General features: G+C 47.6%; 21 protein-coding genes. 12 read left to right on the top strand and 9 right to left on the bottom strand.

Annotation, left to right across the window (positions count from 1 at the left end; genetic code table 11):
• Positions 1 to 201: 201 nt before the first annotated feature.
• From E8E00_RS07035 to E8E00_RS07010, 6 genes are read left to right on the top strand one after another with little or no spacing between them, the layout of a single operon-like run.
• Entirely contained in the window at positions 202 to 1,287 is a 1,086-nt protein-coding gene (locus E8E00_RS07035; RefSeq protein ID WP_096628285.1) for an ABC transporter substrate-binding protein, read from the top strand.
• A gap of 12 nt (positions 1,288 to 1,299) precedes the next feature.
• The gene (locus E8E00_RS07030) at positions 1,300 to 2,121 is read left to right on the top strand and encodes an alkaline phosphatase family protein (RefSeq protein ID WP_069587623.1); all 822 of its coding nucleotides are present in this window, start codon (positions 1,300 to 1,302) and stop codon (positions 2,119 to 2,121) included.
• Entirely contained in the window at positions 2,118 to 3,026 is a 909-nt protein-coding gene (locus E8E00_RS07025; RefSeq protein WP_077640339.1) for an ABC transporter permease subunit, read from the top strand. The genes E8E00_RS07030 and E8E00_RS07025 overlap by 4 nt, the downstream gene beginning before the upstream one ends.
• 2 nt (positions 3,027 to 3,028) lie before the next feature.
• A complete protein-coding gene (locus E8E00_RS07020; RefSeq protein ID WP_096628288.1) occupies positions 3,029 to 3,814 on the top strand; it encodes an ABC transporter permease in 786 nt (261 codons plus the stop codon).
• Complete coding sequence (locus E8E00_RS07015) at positions 3,814 to 4,833, top strand: ABC transporter ATP-binding protein (RefSeq protein WP_069587625.1); 1,020 nt, start codon at positions 3,814 to 3,816, stop codon at positions 4,831 to 4,833. Before E8E00_RS07020 ends, E8E00_RS07015 begins: the two co-directional genes overlap by 1 nt.
• Positions 4,834 to 4,835: 2 nt before the next feature.
• The gene (locus E8E00_RS07010) at positions 4,836 to 5,495 is read left to right on the top strand and encodes an HAD family phosphatase (protein WP_069587626.1); all 660 of its coding nucleotides are present in this window, start codon (positions 4,836 to 4,838) and stop codon (positions 5,493 to 5,495) included.
• A gap of 58 nt (positions 5,496 to 5,553) precedes the next feature.
• On the opposite strand, the gene E8E00_RS07005 is transcribed toward E8E00_RS07010, so the two are convergent.
• The 4 genes from E8E00_RS07005 to E8E00_RS06990 all read right to left on the bottom strand — a co-directional run bounded on the left by E8E00_RS07005 (position 5,554) and on the right by E8E00_RS06990 (position 9,208).
• Positions 5,554 to 6,924, bottom strand: a complete 1,371-nt coding sequence (locus E8E00_RS07005; RefSeq protein ID WP_069587627.1) for an MATE family efflux transporter — start codon at positions 6,922 to 6,924, stop codon at positions 5,554 to 5,556.
• Between the two features lie 173 nt (positions 6,925 to 7,097).
• The gene (locus E8E00_RS07000; RefSeq protein ID WP_069587628.1) at positions 7,098 to 7,301 is read right to left on the bottom strand and encodes a CPXCG motif-containing cysteine-rich protein; all 204 of its coding nucleotides are present in this window, start codon (positions 7,299 to 7,301) and stop codon (positions 7,098 to 7,100) included.
• 187 nt (positions 7,302 to 7,488) lie between these two features.
• Positions 7,489 to 8,133 carry a hexitol phosphatase HxpB gene (gene hxpB / locus E8E00_RS06995; RefSeq protein ID WP_096628290.1) on the bottom strand — a complete coding sequence of 215 codons (645 nt, stop codon included), beginning with the start codon at positions 8,131 to 8,133 and terminating at the stop codon, positions 7,489 to 7,491.
• 100 nt (positions 8,134 to 8,233) lie between these two features.
• Positions 8,234 to 9,208, bottom strand: coding sequence for a KpsF/GutQ family sugar-phosphate isomerase (locus E8E00_RS06990; protein ID WP_240531882.1), 975 nt, complete (start codon positions 9,206 to 9,208; stop codon positions 8,234 to 8,236).
• A 325-nt stretch (positions 9,209 to 9,533) separates the two neighbouring features.
• Here E8E00_RS06990 and E8E00_RS06985 point away from each other — a divergent pair, with 325 nt between their 5' ends.
• From E8E00_RS06985 to E8E00_RS06960, 6 genes are all read left to right on the top strand, one after another.
• Positions 9,534 to 10,085, top strand: coding sequence for a PTS glucitol/sorbitol transporter subunit IIC (locus tag E8E00_RS06985; protein WP_077456113.1), 552 nt, complete (start codon positions 9,534 to 9,536; stop codon positions 10,083 to 10,085).
• Positions 10,086 to 10,102: 17 nt separating this feature from the next.
• Positions 10,103 to 11,116, top strand: a complete 1,014-nt coding sequence (locus E8E00_RS06980; RefSeq protein WP_096628296.1) for a PTS glucitol/sorbitol transporter subunit IIB — start codon at positions 10,103 to 10,105, stop codon at positions 11,114 to 11,116.
• Between the two features lie 12 nt (positions 11,117 to 11,128).
• Positions 11,129 to 11,494 carry a PTS glucitol/sorbitol transporter subunit IIA gene (locus E8E00_RS06975; RefSeq protein WP_096628299.1) on the top strand — a complete coding sequence of 122 codons (366 nt, stop codon included), beginning with the start codon at positions 11,129 to 11,131 and terminating at the stop codon, positions 11,492 to 11,494.
• An 18-nt stretch (positions 11,495 to 11,512) separates the two neighbouring features.
• A complete protein-coding gene (gene srlD / locus E8E00_RS06970; protein WP_077640346.1) occupies positions 11,513 to 12,292 on the top strand; it encodes a sorbitol-6-phosphate dehydrogenase in 780 nt (259 codons plus the stop codon).
• Between the two features lie 55 nt (positions 12,293 to 12,347).
• Entirely contained in the window at positions 12,348 to 12,707 is a 360-nt protein-coding gene (locus E8E00_RS06965; RefSeq protein WP_096628302.1) for a transcriptional regulator GutM, read from the top strand.
• Positions 12,708 to 12,784: 77 nt separating this feature from the next.
• Entirely contained in the window at positions 12,785 to 13,552 is a 768-nt protein-coding gene (locus E8E00_RS06960; protein ID WP_096628305.1) for a DNA-binding transcriptional repressor, read from the top strand.
• Positions 13,553 to 13,595: 43 nt separating this feature from the next.
• Here the strand turns inward: E8E00_RS06960 and E8E00_RS06955 are convergent, their stop codons facing one another.
• The 5 genes from E8E00_RS06955 to hutI form a co-directional block, all read right to left on the bottom strand.
• Positions 13,596 to 14,468 carry a fructosamine kinase family protein gene (locus E8E00_RS06955; protein WP_096628308.1) on the bottom strand — a complete coding sequence of 291 codons (873 nt, stop codon included), beginning with the start codon at positions 14,466 to 14,468 and terminating at the stop codon, positions 13,596 to 13,598.
• Positions 14,469 to 14,667: 199 nt separating this feature from the next.
• On the bottom strand, positions 14,668 to 16,206 hold the full coding sequence (gene hutH / locus E8E00_RS06950) for a histidine ammonia-lyase (RefSeq protein WP_096628310.1): 1,539 nt from the start codon (positions 16,204 to 16,206) through the stop codon (positions 14,668 to 14,670).
• Positions 16,207 to 16,216: 10 nt separating this feature from the next.
• Positions 16,217 to 17,905 carry a urocanate hydratase gene (gene hutU / locus E8E00_RS06945; protein ID WP_077765653.1) on the bottom strand — a complete coding sequence of 563 codons (1,689 nt, stop codon included), beginning with the start codon at positions 17,903 to 17,905 and terminating at the stop codon, positions 16,217 to 16,219.
• Between the two features lie 2 nt (positions 17,906 to 17,907).
• Positions 17,908 to 18,924, bottom strand: a complete 1,017-nt coding sequence (hutG, locus tag E8E00_RS06940) for a formimidoylglutamase (RefSeq protein ID WP_096628313.1) — start codon at positions 18,922 to 18,924, stop codon at positions 17,908 to 17,910.
• Positions 18,921 to 20,144, bottom strand: a complete 1,224-nt coding sequence (hutI, locus tag E8E00_RS06935) for an imidazolonepropionase (RefSeq protein ID WP_096628315.1) — start codon at positions 20,142 to 20,144, stop codon at positions 18,921 to 18,923. The genes hutG and hutI overlap by 4 nt, the downstream gene beginning before the upstream one ends.
• Positions 20,145 to 20,220: the final 76 nt, after the last annotated feature.

Raw genomic sequence — 20,220 nt, 5'->3', positions numbered from 1 at the left:
GTCCAGTAAAGAGTATCCCCGCAAGATAAGTCACAGAGTTAACAGAAATATGACAGCTATCAGTCGCTTGGACACAGGATGCCTGCAATAAAAGTGACATGAAATGTAAGCAGAAATGTCAATCTATTGATGCCTAATCGTCATATTTGCGCCCTAGCATGCAAAACGAACTTACTGACCTAGTCCAGAAGGATAGAGACAATGAAAACTTTGCTAAGTCGTTCCGTTGCTTTACCGGCGAAGCGTATGGTGCCAGCAGCACTGATCGCCGCCACACTGGCGTTTCCCACTGTGGCGAAAGAGACCAACCTGGAATCTTTGACCAAGGCTGCCCAGCAAGAGGGGGCTGTTTATAGCGTGGGTATGCCCGACAGTTGGGCGAATTGGAAAGACACGTGGGCGGATTTGAAGGCAAATTATGGGTTAATCCACCAAGACACTGACATGAGCTCGGCACAAGAAATTGCCAAATTTGAAGCTGAGAAGAAAAATGCCACCGCGGATATTGGTGACGTCGGCTTTGCATTTGCGCGTGTTGCGGTGAAAAAGGGCGTCACCCAGCCCTATAAGCCGAGTACTTGGGATGATATTCCTGACTGGGCAAAAGACAAAGACGGCCACTGGGCGTTGGCTTATACCGGCACGATCGCGTTTATCGCCAACAATAACTTGGTAAAAGATGCGCCAACATCGTGGCAGGACCTACTTGAAGGGGACTACAAGGTTACGGTCGGGGATGTGGGCGTTGCGTCTCAGGCAAACAATGCTGTCTTAGCGGCTTCATTTGCCAATGGCGGTGATGAATCTAATCTAAAACCGGCGATCGATTTTTTTGCAAAACTGGCCAAGCAGGGGCGCTTATCGTTCACCAACCCAAGCATTGCGAACCTTGAAAAAGGTGAAATTGAAGTGGCTATTATGTGGGACTTCAATGCGCTGAATTACCGCGACAAAATTGATCGTGAGCGTTTCACTGTAAATATTCCTCAAGATGGCTCCGTGATTTCTGGTTACACCACCATTATCAATAAATACGCGAAAAACCCCAACGCGGCGAAGTTGGCGCGTGAGTACATTTTTAGTGATCAAGGGCAAATTAATCTTGCCGAGGGATATGCTCGTCCGATTCGTACCAATGTCACCTTACCTCAGTCGATCCAAGACAAACTGATCGCTAATGACCAATACAGCAATGTGCGCCCAGTGACGAACTTCTCGGCATGGGAAAAGTCAGCGCGCCGTCTACCTCGTCAATGGCAAGAAAGTGTGCTTATCCACCAGCAATAGAAGTCGGTTAGTATGAATAATAAGGTGATCCTTGTTGTTCTTGACGGACTGAATTATCAGGTAGCCCGTGATTGCATGGGCTATCTGAACGGTCTTGTAGAACAACCTCATTCCCAATCAGCGCTGCGCACCACGCTTTATCAGCTGCAAAGTGAATTGCCATCCATGTCTCGCCCTTTGTATGAGTGCATCTTAACCGGGATCCGCCCGATAGAAAGCGGCATCGTCAACAATACGATTGTGCGTTTATCCAAGCATGATTCAGTTTTTAGCTTGGCGAGCGCACAAGGCAAGGTAACCGCGGCTGCGGCCTATCATTGGATCAGCGAACTCTATAATCGTGCGCCTTTTGAGCCGGTTAGAGATCGCTTTACGCATGACACATCACTCAATATTCAGCATGGCTGTTTCTACCATTGGGATCATTACCCAGATGAAGCCTTGTTGTTGGACGCAGAGTATTTACGTCGTACTTTCGAGCCCGATTTTTTGCTCATCCACCCCATGAATATGGATGATCTCGGGCACAAACACGGCTTGGATTCTCAGCAATATCGCAATGGTGCGCGGCATATTGATAGTTTGCTCGCGAATTACATCGAAGCTTGGGTAGCCGACGGTTATCAAGTGCTGATCACCAGCGATCATGGGATGAATAATGATAGGTCGCACGGTGGTACGTTGGCAGAAGAGCGCGATGTGCCTTTGTTTGTTATCGGTGAGCGTTTTAGCCATCAAGCCTGCCAGGTTAAACAAACCGAACTGTGCGGCACTGTGTGTCAGCTATTGCAGCTTGACCACCCCAAACCTTTTACTCAGGAATTGTTAGCATGATGGACAGTTCTCTTACTCCCACGCACACCCATACACCGACCAAAACTAAGCTCGCTTGGGTGACTCGACTTAAACGTTGGAAACCCGCGCTGTGGTTAGTTCCTTTTGGCTGCTTTTTCTATCTGTTTCAGATTGCGCCCATGGTCTGGGTGTTCGTTAATAGCTTTATTTACGACGACACATTAAGCGTCGATAACTATGTCGAAATCATCGACTCTGCGTTTATGCTTCAGGCGTTTAGCAATAGCTTGTGGCTGGCGTTTTGGTCGAGTGTGGTGGGGTTGGCCATCGCAACTTTGTTGGTGTCTTCGCTGCGTCGTGTCGATTCTAAACTTCGTGATGGCGTGATTGCCTTTACCAATATGAGCAGCAACTTTGCCGGCGTTCCATTGGCGTTTGCCTTTATCATTATTCTGGGCACCAATGGCGCCATTACCTTGCTCCTCAAGCAATACGGTGTACTGGGCGAGTTTGACCTTTACGGCAAGTGGGGATTGTTGGCAATCTATATTTATTTTCAAATTCCACTTGCGGTGTTGCTTCTCTATCCCGCGTTTGATGCGTTGAGTGATGACTGGCAAGCCGCCGCTGCCCTGTTAGGGGCTCGTACATCACAATACTGGGCGCGAGTGGCCTTGCCTGTTCTCTCTCCCGCGTTATTTGGCACCTTTATTATCCTCATTGCCAATGCTATCGGCGCTTATGCCAGTGTTTATGCGCTAACGTCGGGTAATTACAACCTTGTCACCGTGCGCATTGCCAGTTTGGTATCGGGCGATTTATTCCTTGAGCCCAATCTGGCAGCGGCGATTTCTGTCATTCTGATGGTGTTACTGGCGTTTATCACCGTCGTTAACCAATGGCTTATTGCAAAAAGCTACGCGGGCAAAAAGGGGAGAAAATAGCGATGGATACGATGAGTACCCGATACCACAAAACCGTGGTTTACGGCATTGTTGGCGTGATGCTAGTCCCGATCTTAGCGACCTTAATCTATTCATTCTCATCGCGTTGGGGCGCCACAGTGTTACCCGATGGATTTACGTTGGATTGGTATCTAAAGCTGGTTACCGATCCGCGTTTTTTAGAAGCATTTGGTCGCTCGCTGTTTATTTGTGTCGCCGCGTTGACGCTCAGTGTTGTGTTGATCTTACCGGCAATTTTTGTCGTGTTTTACTACTTTCCATCCCTCGATAAGCTAATGAATATGCTGATCTTGCTTCCCTTTGCCGTGCCACCTGTGGTGTCTTCGGTGGGGTTACTTCAGCTTTATGCCGACAGCGAGATTGCACTGATTGGCACCCCTTGGATTTTGATTGGCACCTACTTCACTATTGCGTTGCCCTTTATGTACCGTGCGATTGCTAATAGCTTCGAGGCAATTCACCTGCATGATCTGATGGATGCCGCTCATTTACTCGGCGCGAGTACCCGCCAAGCCTTTTTACTGATCGTACTACCGAATGTGAAGAAAGGCCTCATGGCGTCGCTGTTCTTGTCGTTTTCGTTTCTACTCGGCGAGTTTGTTTTTGCCAATATTTTGGTGGGAACCCGTTACGAGACACTGCAAATCTATCTCTACAATATGCGTCAAACCAGTGGCCACTTTACCTCCGCCTTGGTCATGACCTATTTCCTGTTTATTTTCTTACTGACTTGGCTCGCAAGTCGTTTTAGCCGAGGGGTGAAATAATGAGTTACGTTCGTGCCAATAACCTGACGAAACGCTTTGGTGATAACACTGTTTTTGAAGACATTGAGTTCACGATTGAGCAAGGCGAATTTATTACTTTGTTGGGACCGAGTGGTTGTGGTAAATCAACCTTGCTACGCAGCCTGGCTGGCTTGAACCCCGTTGATGATGGTGAGATATGGGTAAATGGTGAAAATATTACTCACCAAACGCCTCAGCAGCGAGGGATTGGCATGGTGTTTCAGTCATACGCCTTGTTCCCCAATATGACGGTTGAAGCCAATATTGCTTTTGGATTGAAAATGAAGCGGTGGGGGACGGCTGACATCCAACGTGAAGTGGCTAAGGTTATTGCGCTGGTTGATCTGACGGGGAAGGAAAAACACTATCCACACCAATTATCTGGCGGACAGCGTCAACGTGTTGCCCTTGCTCGCGCTTTGGTCGTGAAACCGCGAATTTTATTGCTAGATGAGCCACTCTCGGCACTGGATGCCAAAATTCGCAAACACCTTCGCCAGCAAATCCGTGACATTCAAAAAGAGATGGATTTGACCACGATCTTTGTTACCCATGACCAAGAAGAAGCGATGATCATGTCAGATCGTATTTTTTTGATGGACAAAGGTGAAATCGTACAAGCGGGCACGCCGGAAGCCATTTATACCCAGCCGGCCAATGAGTTTGTTGCCGGGTTTATGGGCCATTACAACTTGGTAGAGGCCAAGAAAGCGAAACAACTGTTTAATCTGGATACCGAGTGGAAAGTGGCGATTCGCCCTGAGTCCATTTATATCAAAGAGCCGGGACGCCAATACGGCTCACATATTTCTGCGCCACGTGTCGGTCGGATCCATAATCATCAACTGCTTGGTAATGTGATTCGCTACCAAGTGGCGGTCGATGACTGCCACCTCACCGTGGATCTACTCAATCGCTCATCTGAGCGTTTGTTGGCGAACGGTAGTCAGCTCGAGCTGCTTTTTAACCTTAATGAACTCCAACCTGTGAGGCCTTAGCTATGTCGTCACCTTTGTACGTTTTTGATATGGACGATACCTTGATTAATGGTGACTGTGCCATGTTGTTTAACGCGTTTTTGGTAGAAAAAGGCGTGGTGACGCAATCCGATTTTTTAAAGGAAGATCAGCGTTTAATGCAGCTTTATACGCAAGGAAAGCTCGACATGGCGAGCTACCTTCAATTTGCGATGGCGCCCCTGACCGACTTATCCGTCGAACAGGTCCATGCGTTGGTAGAAGAGTGTTTGCACACCAAAATTTTACCTAAGCAGTTTGCCGAGTCGAAAACATTGCTGGCGCAGTTAGACCGTGATGGCATCGATAGGGTGATTATTTCAGCCAGCGTTACGTTTCTTGTCGAGGCGGTGGGGCGCCACCTTGGGATCCCTGACGCCTTGGGGATTGATTTAGTGACAGCGCACAATCGTTATACCGCTACCATTGCTGGCGTACCAAGCTATCGAGAAGGGAAGGTGGCACGTTTAGAGGCATGGCTAAATGCTCAGTCAACCGACTATTCAGCGATTCACTTTTTCACCGATTCGATCAACGATTTGCCTTTATGCTTGTACGCTGATTATGTTTACTTGGTCAACCCTTGTTCGCAGTTACGCGCCCAAGCCGATCAGCCCAATTGGACGATTTTAAGTTGGGAATAGATTATAGGTGGGAGAGGAGGTTGCCCTGCTGAAAGAAAACCTCAGCAGGGCGATAGGATTAGCGTTCTGACATGGCAAGTTGAAACTCAGAGGACTGGTTGCGCATCCAAAACAATCGCAGACCGAGCAAGAGGGCGGCGGTGGAAATACCAATAATGATCCCAACCCAAAAGCCGTGAGCGCCCATTGCCGGTACCAGCCAATCTGTCATGCCTAATACGTAGCCGAGTGGCAAACCAAACACCCAGTAAGACACCAATGTTCGTTGGAAGATGGCGCGCATATCTTTATAACCACGCAGTGCACCGGCGGCAACCACTTGAATAGAGTCGGTAATTTGATATACCGCTGCCAATAACATCAAGGATGAGGCCAGTGTCGCCACTTCCACATTATCCGAGTAGAGTGCGATGATGGGGTCGCGGAGCCAAACGGTAAGGATAGCCGTAATACACGCGGTGCTTACGCCAAGCCAAATACCAATTTTGGCCGAATTGCCCGCACCTACCGTGGTGCGTTTGCCCAGCAAATGACCCACGCGAATACTGACTGCTGCACTGAGGCTCATCGGTAGCATAAAAATCATGGTCGAAAAGTTAATCGCAACTTGGTGAGCGGCCACGGTAATCGGTCCCAGCGGAGCAATCAAAATCGCAATGGCTGCAAACAAGGTCACTTCAAAAAAGAGTGACGCGGCAACAGGGAAACCGAGGCGAAACAGGCGGATTTGTTCTTTAAACGCAGGCGCATAAAGCGAAACAAACAGCTGTAAGGTGCTCAGTTTTTTACTGAATACCACATAAATCCACATCAATACGGCCATCAGCCAATACACAATGGCGGTTGCGACCCCACAGCCGACACCGCCAAGCTCAGGCGCACCGAGTTTGCCATACACAAACATCCAGTTTAACGGAATGTTGGCGGCAAGGCCGATAAAACCAATGACCATCGCGGGAATGGTCATCGACATGCCTTCGCAAAGGTTACGAATCGCTTGGAACACCAAAAAGGCCGGAACCGCCCAAATCACGGCGTGTAAGTAACCGATTGTTTTATCGGTTAATGCAGCTTCAACATCCATCAAGTTGATGATGACGCCAGCTTTATACAAAACCAATCCGATAGGAATACTCAGAAACAGCGCCATATAGAGGCCTTGCTGAAATTGATAGGGGATCTGGTCGTCCTTGCTTGCGCCATTAAGCTGAGCAATCATCGGGACCATAGCCATCAACAGGCCAATACCAAACAAAATAGCTGGCATCCACACACTGGATGCAACGGCGACGGCGGCCATGTCGGTCGCGCTATAGCCACCGGCCATGACGGTGTCGACAAAGCCCATCGACGTTTGCGCGATTTGCGCGATAAACACTGGAATACTGAGCCTAATTATGGCGCTCGCTTCATCACGATACTGCTGCACGACTGCCTCAACACGGTTGTCTAAAAGGGAAGGAGGGAACAGATAATACGAGGGAGATTATACGTGCTAGAGCGGTGAAAGAGAAAGCAAAACTCGGCACGGCGCCTGTATTTCTGACAGACGGGACAACGCTGAGTGTGTCGCGTTAGATAGGCCCGAGCGCGTCTTATCCGTTAAAAGATTTGCTCGTCGTCTGCATCGACAAATAAATTGACCGTTTTATGCAACTCATCAATCTGCATATTGTAGTGAATGGCATTGCAGCAATTTGGGCAATCTTCATAGAACTCTTGGTTTCCGCCGCTTAAGTCAAGCGTAATATCAAAACGGTGTCCACAATGGGGGCAGCTCACGATCCGGTCAGTGATGTCTTTCATTATTCCTCCTCATGATGGGACGTCACTTTCTCTCCAATAAGGCTTTCTTGATAAGTATAGAAGATATGATGAGGCGCGGTCCTCCTCGGATAAAGTGTATCGAGGTGCTGAGGGAGGTGGCAGAGTGATGGAAATAAAAGAGGCGGCCAATGCCGCCTTATGGAAATGCCCATGAACGATATCGGTGTTACAGCATCTCCGAGGTAAAGTCGCCAAGAGTCTCAAGTTTGTGATCCGCAATGACAAAGCGTGGATCATCCCATTCGTGAGCGGCGGGTACTACAATGGTTTTCATCGAGGCCGCTTTGGCGGCGAGCAGACCAGTGAATGAGTCCTCGAAGGCAATACATTGCTCAGGCTCAACGTCTAGTGCTTGCGCGGCATTCAGGTAGACTTCTGGATGGGGTTTTCCGTGCTTTAAATCACCGGCGGATTCAATAATAGAAAACTGATCACTTAACCCTAATGCATCTAGCGTTGGGTGAATGAGCGACAGGGGAGACGAAGACGCAAGCCCGATTTTAAGTCCGGCTTGGCGACAAATGGCCAATGCCTCTTTCACGCCCGGCATCATGGGTTTTTCTTGCTGAACCAATTCGACCACACGCGCGACGATACGCTCTCTAACCTCGGCATTTGAAGGGCCCTGCCAAGGTTGCGTACGTGCATAGTGTTTTACAATTTCATCGATGCGAACACCAGTGGTGTCACGGGTGTCTTGCAAACTAATGGAAACCCCTAGCTTTCCTAGCTCTTCGGTTTGAACGCGTTGCCAGAATGGTTCGGAATCGACTAATAAACCATCCATATCAAATATCGCGGCAGATAACATTGCCAACCTCGTTTTAAGGAAATAATCAATGTGAGGAACTTATTCGACGCATAAGCACCGATTTCGAACATAAAGTGGTACTGAGTGTTTAGAAGACTTATCAACAAATACCTGCGCGATGAATGGTATGTTGATTGATAACGCCAGTAAAGCAAGAATTGTCATCGATCGCGGGTATCGCTGTCACGCCATGGCGAAGCATTAGCGCTAATGCTTCAGTACAAAGACTAGAAGCAGAGATGAGGATAGGATGAGACTGAACTAAAGTGTGCATTTTTACCCTGTGGCAACAACCTTTTGCAAAAGCTCTTCTTAAATCTCCATCGGTAAACACACCTAAAACGTGTTTACTATTATCTATTACCGTGATGAGGCCTAGTCCTGTTTGACACATGATAGCTATTGCGTCCTGTAACTCAGTGTCGGGAAGGCAAAATGCTTGCTGATGTTTTTCTTCAATTAAGTGTTCAATGCGTGTAATCAACCGGCTTCCTAATGCACCTGCAGGATGAGATAGGGCAAAATCGTGTTTATCAAACTGGCGTAGTGTCATCACAGTGAGTGCCAATGAATCCCCTAACAGTAACGTGTTCGTCGTGCTAGAAGTGGGAGCAAGTCCTAGTGGGCAGGCTTCTTGGTTTGTGTTGATATCAAGCGCTATATCACAGCTACGCGCTAACGGACTATTGAGATTGCCCGTTACCGCGATAGTTGTAATCTTTTTCATTTCCATCAGCGTTTGTATTTTTTGTAGCTCATGACTGTTGCCCGAGTTCGAGATCATGATGACGACATCCTCTTGCCCAATCATGCCCAGATCACCATGAAGCGCCTCTGTTGGATGAATAAAGAAGGCTGGTGTGCCTGTAGACGCTAATGTTGCCGCAATTTTTTTGCCAATATGGCCCGATTTTCCTACGCCTGAGACTATGGCCTTTCCTTTGCACTCTAAAAGCAATGTGATTGTTGCAACAAAAGAGATGCCTATAGAGGAATACAACCTCTTGGCTTGATTAATCTCTTGTTTTATATAGTTTTTACCTATTTCAACTACCTCTTTTTCTGTATAGATCATACTGATACACTTCTCCTAATGTATGCCTAGATTTTTATTGTAAAAGCTCTTATTGAAATGTTCTAAACGTCTCAATGAGCAGATAATAGCGAGTTCATAGCTGTAACTGGTGCTAAAATAGACATTTGTGTGATTAAAATCACTAATTTATGTGAAATGAAACTGAATTGCACTTTTATTTGGTGCTGAAATCCAACTTCAGCTTTTCATAATAAAAAACATCGTGAGGTTGGTCACGGCTTATCCACTTTTTGCTTTTAACTTCTCTTTCAAAGTGAAAATATGAGTGTGGTTAAACACAAAATCATAATGAAAGAGGTTGTTTATGGAGTGGATAATTCATGGTGCGGAATGGTTTATCGGGCTGTTTGAAAAGGGGGGAGAGGTTTTTTTAGGGATGGTCACAGGGATACTTCCTCTGCTCATTTCTCTACTTGTAGCAATGAACGCATTAATTCGGTTTGTTGGGCAAGAAAGAGTTGAGTGGCTAGCCCAAAGATGTGCAGGAAATCCAATTACACGTTATTTAGTGCTACCTGTCATTGGTACTTTTATTTTTTGTAATCCAATGACATTAAGTCTTGGCCGATTTTTACCAGAGCGTTATAAACCTTCCTACTATGCGGCGGCTTCTTATAGTTGTCATTCAATGAATGGATTATTTCCTCATGTTAACCCCGGAGAGCTGTTTGTCTATCTGGGTGTGGCAGGTGGTATCACAACACTAGGATTACCGCTTGGGCCTTTAGCTGTGAGCTATTTATTAGTGGGTATGTTCACTAATTTCTTCCGTGGTTGGGTAACTGATCTCACTACCTACTTTATTGAACGTCAACAAGGCGTACAACTCGATAGAAATGTGCATATTATCCAATAATGAAAAGGGGAATAAAGATGTCTAAATTACTGGTGATAGAAAAAGGCAGTAGTGGTTGGGGTGGCCCATTGAAGCTCCCTGTTCAAGAGGGTAAAAAGGTTCTGTATATCACTGGCGGATCTTGTCCTGAGATTGCACATAAAATATCAGAGGTGACTGGTTATGAGCTTGTAGATGGCTTTAAAACAAGTGTACCAGAAGAAGAGATTGGCGTTGCGGTCATTGATTGCGGCGGCACACTGAGGTGTGGCCTTTACCCTAAAAAAAGAATACCTACCGTTAATATTCATTCTACGGGAAAAAGTGGTCCACTAGCCCAGCATATTACTGAAGATATTTATGTTTCGGGTGTGACTCCTTCGGGAATAAAAGTTATAAGTGCATCAGGGGATGAATCCGTTGCTAAAGATAAAGCAAGTAATCACGTTGATAATGCAGAAGTAAAAGTATCAAGCACAGGAGGAGCCTCTATTGATACTAATAAAAAATTGAGTCAGCAAAGTGATGGCCTTTTAGCACGGGTAGGCTTGGCGATGGGAGGTGTGATGTCAACATTCTTCCAAGCGGGGCGGGAAACCATTGATACCATTATCCAGACAATCCTTCCTTTTATGGCGTTTGTCGCGATGCTTATTGGCGTCATTATGGCATCAGGTTTCGGCGACTTAGTTGCTCATGGACTGACACCACTTGCACAAAACCCTTTGGGACTAGTGACGTTAGCATTGATCTGCTCTTTTCCTTTGCTTTCACCTTTCTTGGGACCTGGCGCCGTTATTGCGCAAGTCATTGGCGTATTAGTAGGTACTCAGATTGGCATGGGAACCATTCCGCCTCACTTGGCATTACCCGCATTATTTGCGATTAACTCGCAAGCCGCTTGTGATTTTATCCCTGTGGGGTTAGGGCTTGCTGAAGCTGACCAAAAGACAGTGGAAATCGGCGTGCCGTCGGTTCTTTATTCACGGTTCCTAACCGGTGCGCCAACTGTATTGATTGCTTGGTTTGCCTCTATGTTTATTTATCAATAGTAGGAGGAGCGTATGTCAGCTTTATATCAAGTAAGAATAGAAAGTCTCGGCGAGTTTGCTAGCGACGCGTTAGAAGAGAATATGATGATTCTATTTTCTAACATTGCTCCCGAGGAAGTAAAAGACTATTGCTTTATTCATTGTCATGATCAATTGAAAGGTGAGATTAAACCAGGTAATACATTAAAGATTTCAGATTGCTCATTTTCTATCACAGCAGTGGGCGATGTTGTGAATAAAAACTTAAGTGAGTTAGGTCATATAACGATTCGCTTTGATGGTGAACATTCTGCAGAGTTTCCAGGTTGTGTACATGTCGAAGGTAATCGACCTGATAATATCGTATGTGGCGATGAAATTACATTTTATATTAACTAGAGTTATCTAGAGGTATTTATGAGTAAAGTAGCATTAGTTGTCGGTGGTGGCCAAACATTGGGTGAGTTTATTAGCCGAGGATTAGCCGATGATGGTTACCGTGTAATCGTTGCTGACTTAAATGAAAAGAACGCCATTAGTGTTAGCAAGGAAATTAACCAAGAGTATGGCGACGAAACTGCCTTTGGCATCGGTGTTGATGCGACCAATGAATCTAGCGTTAAAGAAATGGTCGAGCGAGTTGACTCCCTTGTCGGTCGCATTGATCTTTTAGTATATAATGCTGGTGTGGCAACCGCATCTAAGATTGATAGTTTTGAGTTTTCAGACTGGCAACTATCAATCAATGTTAATCTGACTGGGTATTTCTTGTGCGCAAGAGAAGTCTCTAAGATAATGATAAGAGAAGGCCGTGGTGGACGTATTATACAAATCAACTCTAAGTCAGGAAAGGTAGGGTCTAAGCACAATAGTGGATACTCTGCTGCCAAATTTGGTGGCGTTGGACTTACCCAGTCTTTAGCACTTGACTTAGCTGAACACGGTGTCACTGTTCACTCTTTAATGTTGGGTAATTTACTTAAAAGTCCAATGTTTCAGTCGCTTATTCCACAATATGCCAAAAAGCTGAATGTTGATGAGGCGGATGTCGAACAGATATATATCGATAAAGTGCCTTTGAAATCCGGTTGTGATTATCAAGATGTTCTAAATGTGCTTAAATTCTATGCCAGTGATGAAGCTTCCTATTGCACGGGGCAATCCATTAACATAACTGGTGGACAAGTTATGTTTTAATTTGATGATTATTAAAAATAAAGGGGTGGAAGGCCCCTTTACTTTAAGGAGCGTTATGGATACTACTTGGTCGATGATTTATGTGGCGATAGTCGCATGGGGACTTCAAATTAGTTTTGGCTATTTTCAAGTAAGAGCGTTTAACCAAATATTAAGGGAATTGTCTCGAAAAGGAAGTGTTAGAATTGGACGGACGAAAAGTCGATGGAAGCCTAGAACGGTCGTTATTTTCGTGACAGGCGACGATGAAAAGATTGTTGATTTTGCTTACATGAGTGGCGTTTCAATTTTCTCTCGCCCAAAGCGTAAACCGTGTCTTATCGGCCAGCCTCTTCCTTTATCAAACAACGTGTTATCGCAACTAAGCTCGCCGCTTCAAGAGGCGATAAGTGTCGCAAATTGCGAAAATCCTTAGATGATTCGATTTTTACATCTTTCATTCTGAAAGCTATGTGTTTACAGTAGTAAGTATCTCAAAAGGTGGATGATGTAATGAATTTGGATAAAAGAAGAGAGAGATTGCTAGAATTTCTCAAGGCTAATGGTAAAACGTCAGTCAATCAACTCGCGTCTACGTTTGACACATCGGGCGCAACAATCAGGAGTGATCTCCGATCGTTGGAAGAAGACGGCTTGGTGATTCGCCGCTATGGCGCGGCTGAAGCTGCAACATTTCCTCACAGCAATGAGGATTGGCCGATGGATATCAAGCAAACCTTAAACCTTGAGCATAAGTCTCTTATTGCGCAGACCGCGTCGGGACTGGTACAGGATGGGGAGTCTATTATCCTTGACTGTGGTAGCACCACATTACAAATGGTAAGCCATCTTCAACATGTTTTAGAGCTCACGATCATGACAAATAGCATTCACATTGTGAACGCTATCGCTGAACTTGAATCGCAGCATACTGTTTTGATGCCAGGAGGAACATATCGGCACAAATCAGCCTCGTTCCACGGCGCTCTCGCAGAGCAGGCATTTCAGAAATTTTCGTTTGATAAACTATTTATTGGCGCTGATGGTTTCGATCTTACTCAAGGTACCACGACATATAATGAAGCCTACCAAGTGAGTCAGGCTATGTGTCAGGCAGCAGGGACCATCATTGTTGTTACTGATTCGAGTAAGTTTGGTCGACGTAGCCCTAATGTGGTTGTACCGATTAGCCAAATAGACGTGCTGATCACGGATTCTGGCATCGATCCAGAGCATGTTAAAACGTTGACACAGCAGGGCATAGACGTACGCATTGTTTAGTTGAGTTACCTAAAGGAAAGCAACGTTTATTATAAACCTCAACCTATTGGCTTCCTAAAGATAGCTTATCTAGCAACTGCTCTGTTTTCGTTAAATAAGGGCCGCCGAATAGGTTTACGTGGTTGAGTACATGATAAAGGTTATAAATGTCTTTACGCTGTTGGTAGCCTTCATCTAACGGCCATTCGGCGTGATAGCCATTGTAGAAACTTTCAGGGAAGCCGCCGAACAGCTCAGTCAGTGCGATATCGGTTTCACGGTCGCCCCAGTAACTGGCAGGGTCGAACACGACTGGGCCGTTCACCGATAATCCGGCATTACCATGCCACAAATCACCGTGTAGCAGAGATGGCTTGGGAGTGTGGCCCGCTAAAGCGAGTTTTACCCCTTGAATGATGGCTTCGATGTCGCCGAAATGGAGGCCTTTTTCGGCAGCAAGTTGCAACTGCCAGCCAATCCGTTGCTCAGCAAAAAACTGACACCATTTGCGGTGCCAGCAGTTACGCTGCTCCGTCATGCCGATGTAGTTATCATCATCAAAACCATATTCAACCTGTTCGCCCCAACGGTGATGGCGAGCGAGGTGTTGGCCCAGTAGATAGGCTTGGGTGTCATCGAGAGGTTTAATCGGGAGATAACTTAATACTAATGCCGCTTGATCTTTCACCGGGCCAACATAATGGACCTGTGGCACTTGTATTTGTTCACTGATAGCCAGTTGTCGCAGTGCTTCTGCTTCGGCCTCAAAAACGGGTAGGCATTCGCGTTCATTAATTTTAACGAAGAACCGCTGTGCTTTATCGTCACTGACACAATAAGCGTCGTGAATATCACCGCCAGAAACCGGCGTTTTTTCTGTGATTTCAAAATCAATATTGAGTTGATCTGAAAGGTGAACCGACAGTGCATGCCACATAAGCGACTCCGTTACATCGAGGTCAGGGGGAAGTAACAGCGATTGTTTATATATTAGCCTATGATTTCGCCCAATATCTGTGGAGATAGCGACACTTTATATAAAAAACGACCCAAATCCTTAGTTCTGCGTGTGTTAACACGATTCGTTAGGACAGGGCCGTTTCACTCATGGTTAGATTATGTAGATAACGCGCAAATCATTGATGCAAACTTGGCAACGCGCCAGCAGGCATCAAACGATTGTAGGTGCCTGTTTGGAGGAGTGCATTTGCTTTTTCAATATCAGGGGCAAAGTAACGGTCCTTGTCGTAAAAAGGCACGACGCCACGTAGCTCCGCCTTCGCCTGCTCCAATTTCTCTGAGCTTTTCAGCGGTGCTCGGAAGTCGATACCTTGGCAAGCAGAAAGCAACTCAACGGCGAGGATCCCACGTGTATTACTGCTCATGTCTTTGAGGCGACGGGCGGCAAAGGTAGCCATAGATACATGATCTTCTTGGTTGGCCGATGTGGGCAAGCTGTCAATCGAGGCTGGGTGCGCTAAGGTTTTGTTTTCGCTTGCGAGCGCGGCGGCGGTGACTTGCGCGATCATAAAGCCCGAGTTAACGCCACCATTGTTAACCAAAAATGCAGGCAGCTTGCTGAGGTTGCTATCGATAAGCAGGGCCATACGACGTTCAGATAAGCTGCCAATCTCGGCAATGGCTAACGCGAGGTTATCCGCTGCCATCGCCACCGGCTCAGCATGGAAATTGCCCCCAGAGAGGATGTCACCATCTTCTGGGAAAACCAAAGGATTATCAGATACTGCATTGGCTTCGGTGGTCAATACGTCGGCAGCGTGGCGAATTTGCTGTAAACACGCGCCCATCACTTGCGGCTGACAGCGCAGCGAGTATGGGTCTTGTACTTTTTCACAGTTTTGGTGGCTATCGCCAATTTCACTGGTTCCACCCAGTAGATGACGATAGGCAGCGGCGGCATCCATTTGCGTCTGATGTCCACGCACAGCATGAATGCGAGGATCAAACGGCCGGCGACTTCCCAATGCCGCTTCGACAGATAGGGCACCACACACAGTGGCGGCAGCATACAAATCTTCGGCTTCAAACAAGCCTTCTAGTGCAAATGCCGTGGATGCTTGCGTACCGTTAAGTAGTGCAAGGCCCTCTTTAGGCCCAAGCGTGATCGGGGACAGCCCGGCAATTTTGAGCGCGGCTTCACCTGAGATCACTTCGCCTTTGTAGCGTGCTTGGCCTTCACCCAATAAAACAGTACTCATATGCGCCAAAGGTGCGAGGTCGCCTGAAGCGCCAACAGAGCCTTTCTTGGGAATACAGGGATATACTTCATGATTAATCAGTGCTGCCAACGCTTCGACGACGCTAAAGCGAATACCCGAATAGCCGCGCGCAAGGCTGGCAATTTTGAGCACGATCATCAATCGTACTGTGGCATCATCCATAAACTCGCCAATGCCAGCTGCGTGAGATAATACGATGGAGCGCTGCAGTGTTTCCAAATCATCAAGTTCGATACGGGTGTTGGCAAGCAAGCCAAACCCGGTGTTGATGCCATAAACCACTCGTCCTTGATCAAGGACCTCCGCAACTGTGTCTGTGCTTGCTTTCATGGTGGCTTCAATGCCATCTGCAAATGCGATCTTTACCGGTTCACGGCTCACTTGGCGCAGCTGGGCAAGCGTGAGCTCGCCCGGTTGTAACGTCAATGTGGTCATTTTGCTCTCCTTAGCGCAGCGGCTGGTTAGGAATATCCAGCAGCGGTAAATCTAGGTTCTGTTCTTTGGCACAATTAATCGCGATGTCATACCCCGCGTCAGCGTGGCGCATCACTCCGGTTGCAGGGTCGTTATGGAGCACACGACCAATACGTGCATGGGCGTCATCTGTACCATCACAGACAATCACGACGCCTGAATGTTGCGAGAAGCCCATGCCGACGCCACCACCGTGGTGAAGTGACACCCAGGTCGCGCCTGATGCGGTATTAAGTAGCGCGTTGAGCAAAGGCCAATCAGAGACAGCATCAGAGCCATCCATCATGCCCTCGGTTTCACGGTTAGGGCTGGCAACCGAGCCAGAATCCAGATGGTCTCGGCCGATCACGATAGGCGCTTTGAGTTCGCCATTTTTTACCATCTCATTGAAAGCCAACGCCAAGCGTGCCCGATCTTTAAGGCCGACCCAGCAAATGCGCGCAGGTAACCCTTGGAATTGAATACGCTCTTTTGCCATATCTAGCCAGTTGTGTAGGTGCGGATCATCGGGGATCAGCTCTTTTACTTTTTGGTCAGTTTTATAGATATCTTCGGGATCGCCGGATAATGCTGCCCAGCGGAATGGCCCAATACCTTCACAGAACAGAGGACGAATATATGCAGGGACAAAGCCCGGAAAATCAAACGCATTTTCAACGCCCACTTCTAATGCCATTTGGCGAATATTATTGCCGTAATCTAGAGTTGCCGCGCCGCGAGATTGGAGTTCAAGCATGGCTTTAACTTGTACTGCCATCGATGCTTTTGCCGCTTTGACGACCTCTGATTCGTTTTCTTTTCGTTGTGCGACGGCTTGCTCCATCGTCCAGCCTTGCGGCAGGTAGCCGTTTAGAGGGTCGTGCGCTGACGTTTGATCGGTAACCACATCAGGCGTGATGTTTCGTGCCACTAGTTCTGGGAAGATATCGGCAGCATTGGCTAATAGACCGACAGAGACGGGCTTACCGGACTGTTTGGCGTCTTCAATCATTCCTAGCGCTTCATCGAGTGACGTTGCTTTGCGATCGACGTAGCCGGTACGCAGGCGATAATCAATACGGCTTTCGTCACACTCAACCGCAATCATCGAGAAGCCCGCCATGGTTGCAGCAAGTGGCTGAGCGCCCCCCATGCCACCCAGACCACCCGTCAAGATCCAACGTCCCTTGGCTTCGCCGCCAAAATGCTTTTTAGCAACCGCAACAAAGGTTTCGTAAGTGCCTTGCACAATGCCCTGCGAGCCAATGTAGATCCAGCTTCCTGCAGTCATTTGGCCGTACATCATCAAGCCTTGCTTATCGAGCTCGTTAAAGTGTTCCCAATTTGCCCAATGAGGCACCAAGTTTGAGTTGGCAATCAGAACACGAGGTGCATCTTTATGAGTGGTAAAGACTCCAACGGGTTTACCGGATTGCACTAGTAAGGTTTGGTTATCTTCAAGGCGTTTTAGCACCTCGACAATCTTGTCATAGCATTGCCAGTTGCGTGCGGCTCGACCAATACCTCCGTAAACCACCAGTCCATGTGGATGCTCGGCGACATCTGGATGTAAGTTATTCATCAACATACGCAAAGGCGCTTCGGTCAGCCAACTTTTAGCATTTAGTTTCGTACCTGTTGGTGCTTGGATGGTCCGTGAGTCAAAACGTGGATCCGTCATGGTTACTCTCCTTGATTGTCGATACGGGTTGGCGATGCATGCAACATTGACCATGCCATGCGTGCGGCAAGGCGGCTGGTTTGTTGGTCGCGGTCATAGTTTGGGTTCACTTCGGTGATGTCACACACAGGAATACGGATGGCCTGCTGGTGGGCATCGGTAAAGATTTGTTGGAGCAAAGGCTCGATGACATGAACGGGCACACCATAAGCGGCAGGCGCACTAACGCCGGGTGCACTTGCGGCTGGGAATACATCCATGTCGAGAGTGAGATAGAGATAATCACACCCTTGGATAAATTGGGTGAGCTTGGTTTTGAGTGCCGGCAGTGCGTCAGTGTGCATCTGGGTGTCTTCTTCGACCCAACAATTAAGCTGCTCTGCTTTATCAAATAAGGCTTGGGTATTGCTGGTGCGGCTGACGCCCAAGCAAGCATAATGGAATGGCCAGTCTCGTTGTTGGCAAAACTGCGCAATTTGTGCAAAGGGCGTCCCTGAGCTACCTTCCTGACTTAGCCCCTGGGGCGTACGCAAGTCAAAGTGCGCATCAAAATTGATAATGCCAATTTTAGGAGCGCGTTGGCTGTTTTCAGATAAGTGGCGCGATATATAACTGGATAAGCCTTGAAAGCTTGCCCACGCCGTTTCATGCCCGCCACCCAGCGTTAGTACATTGTGGTGGGGAAGGACATTCGCAATCTGTGCGCTTAGGCTTTGCTGTGCTAAGACAAGGTCACCGTCGTCACAGGCGATAGTGCCACCATCAAATAATGGCGGACATTGATGCCAAGCGAGATTTGCGAGTGCTTGACGGATCGCATCCGGTGCCAGCGCCGCGCCTTGACGGCCTTTATTGCGCGCGACACCTTCATCACACGCAAAGCCAAATAAGACAGTCCCGGCGCGCGAACTTCCGTCACTCAGTGCTTGAATATGTTGATGCAAACGCAGGCCGCGCTCGCCATCTTCAGGGTCGGTACGTCCTTGCCAGAGCGACATATCGGCAGGTATATGTTTCATCCTCGGACTCCTTGCTCATCATACCAATCACCATTGACGATACGGCCAAGTAGTGGGGCGGTAGCGACCATGTAGCTGAGCTCGGCTGGCGTTTCACAGTCCCATACGGCTAAGTCGGCATCGAACCCGACAGCGATTTGTCCTTTGTGTGATAATCCCAATGCTTGCGCGGCATGGCGTGTGACGCCGTATAAGTTTTCCTTGGGGGTTAAACCAAATAAGGTTGATGCCATATTCATCATCAACGTGAGTGACGCAAACGGTGAGGTGCCGGGATTAAAGTCGGTGGCAAGTGCCATAGGGACCCGGCTTTCACGAAGAGTGGCAATAGGAGGCTGCTGTGTTTCACGCAAAAAGTAAAATGCACCGGGTAGCAGCGTCGCGACGGTATCGTATTCAGCGAGGACTTGCACATCGGCCTCTGACAAATACTCAATATGATCCACGGATAAAGCGCCGGCTTTGGCTGCAGCGACACTGCCACCCAGATCGCTAAGTTGTTCGGTATGTGCTTTTATTTTTAAGCCATGAGCGTTGGCGGCGGCGAAAACACGCTCTGCTTGCTCGACACTGAACGCGATATTCTCGCAGAATACATCAACAGCATCTGCCAGTTGTTGTTCTGCCGCAGCCGGAATCATGGTGTGGCAGACAAAATCAATGTAGCTATCTGCATCATTACGGTATTCAGGTGGCAGTGCATGTGCGGCCAATAACGTCGTTGATACATTGACCGGTAAGTGTTGGTCTATTGATTTCGCGACACGTAGCATTTTGAGCTCGTCTTCCAGCGTGAGCCCATAACCGGATTTGATTTCAATTGTTGTGACGCCGTCACGTATCAACGCATTGGCGCGCGGTACAGCCAGTTCCAATAAGGTTGCTTCACTGGCTGCTCGTGTCGCTTTTACTGTCGACAGAATGCCACCACCTTGAGCTGCAATAGTTTGATATGGCACACCGTTTAAGCGCTGTTCAAACTCGCCAGCGCGGTTACCTGCAAAAACTAAATGGGTATGGCTATCGATGAACCCCGGCGTCACTAACTTGCCATTCAGTGATTGGGAGGGCCAATCCAGCGCTTCAGCGTCGTGTCCAAGGGCGACAATCTTGCCGTCTTCGACCGCGATAGATTGGTTGTCTTGGCAGCTGTAACCGCCAGATGCATAAACATCGGTGGCCATAGTCACTAATTTGGCGTGGGTATATACCTTTCTCATCGGTGATGCCTTACTAGCTCTTTAAATGTCTATACAAATGTATATACAAATAAGTGATTGGGCACAAGAGGGGATG

The organism is Salinivibrio sp. YCSC6, from assembly GCF_004916735.1.
GTDB classification, from domain to species: domain Bacteria; phylum Pseudomonadota; class Gammaproteobacteria; order Enterobacterales; family Vibrionaceae; genus Salinivibrio; species Salinivibrio proteolyticus.
This window is presented reverse-complemented; position numbering and strand designations above follow the sequence as displayed.